General features: G+C 63.2%; 3 protein-coding genes. 2 read left to right on the top strand and 1 reads right to left on the bottom strand.

What is annotated here, in order from left to right; all coding sequences use genetic code 11:
• Positions 1-220: 220 nt before the first annotated feature.
• On the top strand, positions 221-1,354 hold the full coding sequence (locus WB528_RS21110; protein WP_423890355.1) for a hypothetical protein: 1,134 nt from the start codon (positions 221-223) through the stop codon (positions 1,352-1,354).
• Between the two features lie 72 nt (positions 1,355-1,426).
• A complete protein-coding gene (locus WB528_RS21105; protein WP_423890354.1) occupies positions 1,427-2,617 on the top strand; it encodes an MFS transporter in 1,191 nt (396 codons plus the stop codon).
• Here the strand turns inward: WB528_RS21105 and WB528_RS21100 are convergent.
• Positions 2,607-3,914, bottom strand: coding sequence for an alpha/beta hydrolase (locus tag WB528_RS21100; protein ID WP_423890356.1), 1,308 nt, complete (start codon positions 3,912-3,914; stop codon positions 2,607-2,609). The two genes, WB528_RS21105 and WB528_RS21100, sit on opposite strands and share 11 nt — an antisense overlap.
• Positions 3,915-3,937 lie beyond the last annotated feature (23 nt).

The raw sequence follows: 3,937 nt of genomic DNA, 5'->3' as shown, positions 1-3,937 counted from the left end.
CACAGCCTTCGGTTGCCGGCGGATAGACTCGCCGCCACAGGCTTGTTAGAATCCCGCAACATATCCCGCAGGCTTTCTTTCACAGGCTTTCTCTTCTCCAATGACTGTGCGTGCTTGTCTGGTTGCTGTACTTGCTGTGGCCTGTGCATTGGTGTGCCAAGCGGCGTCGGCGGCAACGTCCGTCCGGCGGCTGCCGGTTCCCCTGCCGCGTCAAGAGCCCATGATATTCTACGTCGTCAAGGGCGCGCCAGATTCCTGCGGGCGCGGTTGTGACAGCTGGATCGAGGCCGAAGGCAAGATCGATACCGGAACGGCCGCGCGGCTGAAGGTTTTCCTGGGCCGCCTGCGCGATCGCAACCTGCCGATCTACTTCGCTTCCCCCGGCGGCAACCTCGACCAGGCGGTCGTGATGGGCGGCATGCTTCATGCCAAGCCAACCATTGCAAGGGTGGGACGAACCCTGGTGCGGGAATGCGGCTTCGAGGCGCAAGACAGCGACGTCTGCGTCAAGTTCAAGCAATCGGGGCGCGAGCTCCATGGCGCTCTCTTCACGCGAGGGGCGATCTGCGCTTCGGCCTGTCCCTATGTGTTTGCCGGTGCTGCCGTTCACGAGGTCGCCCCGGACGCGGTGTTAGCCGTTCACTCGCCCAAGATATTTTTCACCATGCATGGCGGCCCGGTGGATCCATCCGTGGTCGCCGCCGCTGCCGAGCGCGGTCACGAGCGCGCCGACCGCATGGTCGCAACCTATCTTGCGAAGGTGGGAATTGACGCCGGGCTGCTTGGCCTTACGAAGACCGTCAAGTTCGAGGACATCCACATCCTGACGCGCGATGAGATCGCTCGCTTCGGCCTCGACCGGCGCGAACAGGTCGAGACGCCCTGGAAGTTCGAGGGCGACAAATCCAGCATGATGCACAAGGTCGCAGTCGTGCAGAGGCCGGGAGAAAAGTCGTTCCGGTTATTGCAATGGCGCGTGGCCTGTGTCGACGCCAAGCGCCTCGAGCTGGATTTTCAACGACCGGCGCTGGCGAACGCGAACTTCGCCTCGGTGTCGATCGCGGGTAACGATACCAAGCCGACTTACTTCGTCTATCCGCCGGCAACGGCGCCGGGGATCGAGCAATGGGGCCTTCGAATGCCACAGCCCGCGTTGCAATCGCTGCTGGATCGGCCGGAAATCGAGATTATCGAAACGTCGATCGATGCAGCCGGACAGCGGGTGCCGCAAACCATCAAGCTGTCCAATGACGGATGGGATGGCGCGCTGGAGAGCCTTCTTGCCGTTTGTCGGCAGCCAAGAGATTCCGCCGCTGCGCGGGCAAGCCGGTCAGGCAATGCGACAGCGAAATAGCATTGCTCAGCCGGTGAATTAAATCCGCGACGGCTCTTTCAATCGGCGTCGGCCCGGCCTAGATGCGCATGCATGCAAAAGCCGCCGTCCGACACCCCGGTCCATCGCCGTTTTGGGCCGACCGCGCTGATGGTTGGAAATCTCGTCACCGGCTGTTCGATCCTGGCGCCGGCGGGAATGCTGATCGAGTTGTCGTCCGATCTCGGCATCACCGTCCATAAGGCCGGCCTTCTGATCACGTTCGGCGCGGTGATGCTTTGTATTGGCTCGCCGCTGACGGCGTGGCTGACCAGCCGGATCGAACGCCGCACCCTGTTGACGGCGACCGTGGCGGTGCTCGTGCTTGGCAACGTCGCGTCGGCGTTTGCCCCCGGCTATACGACGCTTCTGGTTATTCGCCTGATCATGCTGGCGATCGGCGCGCTTTACACGCCGCAGGCCGCGGGCACCGCCGCGCTGATCGTACCGCCGGAAAAACGCGGCGGCACCATTGCCTATGTGTTTCTCGGCTGGTCGCTGGCCGCCGCCGTCGGGCTGCCGCTGATCACCTTCATGACGAGCCACTACGGCTGGCGCACCGCCTATGGCGGCATCAGTATCATCGGGGCGTTGAGCTTCCTGTTGCTGCTCTGGCGGCTGCCCGCCGGGCTCAGGGGAGCGCCGGTCGATCTGAAGACATGGGTCGATCTCGGCCGCAACCCGGTGATCGTCGTGCTACTCGCGATCACCACGCTTTTGATGTCGGGCCAGTTCGCCGTGTTCACCTATATGGGGCCGCTGTTGTCGAGGCTGACGCAGGTCGGCCCGGACGCTGTGGGGCTGGTCTTTGCTTTCTACGGCGTCTGCGGCTTTATCGGGATCGCCGTCGTTACCAACATCGTCGATTCCTGGGGACCCCTGAAAGCCTCGGTACTTTCCGTCGCTCTGGTGCTGGCCGGGGTGGCCGGATGGGCGTTGAGCGCGGGCTTCTATCCGCTGATGGCGTGCTCGGCTGCGATCTGGGGGCTGGGCTTTGCCTCCAGCAATTCGATGCAGCAGGTGCGCCTGGTGGCCGCGGCACCCGCGCTCGCCGCGGCTTCGGTATCGCTCAATACGTCGTTCCTCTACGTGGGACAGGCGATCGGTTCGGCGATTGGCGGATTATTGTACGCGCACGAACATTTGTACGGCATCGGCTATGCCGGAGCCGCCTTCGTGGCGCTGGGGCTGATGGCAATCATTTTGACGCGGCAGCTCGGGGTGGCGAAAAACCTTAACGGCTGATCGACGTATCGGTACCGCTGGATGCAAAGTGCGTTAGCGACGGAGTCAACGCCATCTTGGCGAGCACTTCACGCACCGGCTTGTCGGTCCAGGCGTGCGTGACGTAGTCGCGATGGGTCACACCATCGGGCGTCTTGACGAAGACGACGCTGCCCGGACGCAAGGGTCTGTCCATGTCGTCGGAGATGGCGATGCCCTTGTCGCGGATCATCTGCATCAGCTCCTGATCATGCCGCTGGGTGTTGCGGGTATAGGCGCTGACGAAAAAGCCGGAGCGGTTGTTGGCGATCCAGGAGGCAAACTTGTCGAGTTCGCCATAGACCGCATCGAGCAGCACGACGCCGCGGATGCGATTTCCAAGCCCGCCGACGTCGAGGCTGTAAGCGGTCGGGACGAAGCCGCCGCTATAGCCGACGATGACGACCGGCATGTTGGCGAAGGCTTTCGCCGCGCCGGGATCGCCGTAAAGTTTGGCAAGGTGACCAGCCGATTCATCGATGAAGCGCTTCAGCCCGCCGGGCTGCCAGAATTTTCCGGCGCTGGAATCGGCGGCGTCGACCGCGAGCTGTGGGGCGAGCAGCACGGCGTTGGCGCCTGAATCCGAAATCTGCTGCGGTACAAGCTGGCGGTCGCGCACGTCGCGTTCGAGCGTCGCGCCGTTGCCGTGGAAGAACACGACGATGACGCCGGGCTTTTTGATGTCGAATTGTTCGGGAACGTGCATCAGCACGCGGTTGTCGTTGAAGGTCTCGTCCTGCCAGTAAACCCGTCCCGAATAGCTGCGGTGACCACGGCGTTCGCCGTCCGAGGCGTTCAGGAAAGGCGCATCGGTGCGCGGGTTGTTGCCGAAATAGGGAAAGGCGGACGATTTCAATCCGACCAGAATAGTTTCATCTTCGTGCTGCGGGCGCTGATAGGGCACGGTCGGCGACAGCGAGGCGACGCGATAGGGTTGTGTCTGCACGACCCGCCGGGTCTGGGCATCGGCCACGTTCGCTGGTCGCTGCTGGAAGCTTTCGGCGGCCGTCGGGAAACGGTCCTTGAATTGCGGTTGCGGGAAACGGTCGTCGAAGGTATCGCCCGAAGTGCCTTGCGCGTTCGCAGCGAGCGAGCCTGGGCTGGGCGCCTTGCCGCATTGAACCAGCGTGAACGACAGCGGGATCAGCATGGAAAGCAGGGGCAGCCAGCGCAGGCGCGGCGTCCGATACGCGCGCAAAAGCCAATGACGCCGCGATCCCGGCCTTCCTGCCAGGGTCACGCGACCAAAAGCTTCAGATTTCGGATTGGCCCCGACCATCCACCCCTTTGCCCCAACCGCCG

This window comes from Bradyrhizobium sp., from assembly GCF_049586575.1.
GTDB lineage: Bacteria > Pseudomonadota > Alphaproteobacteria > Rhizobiales > Xanthobacteraceae > Bradyrhizobium.
Note: the sequence above shows the minus strand (reverse complement) of the source record. Positions and strands in the feature narration are given on the sequence as shown.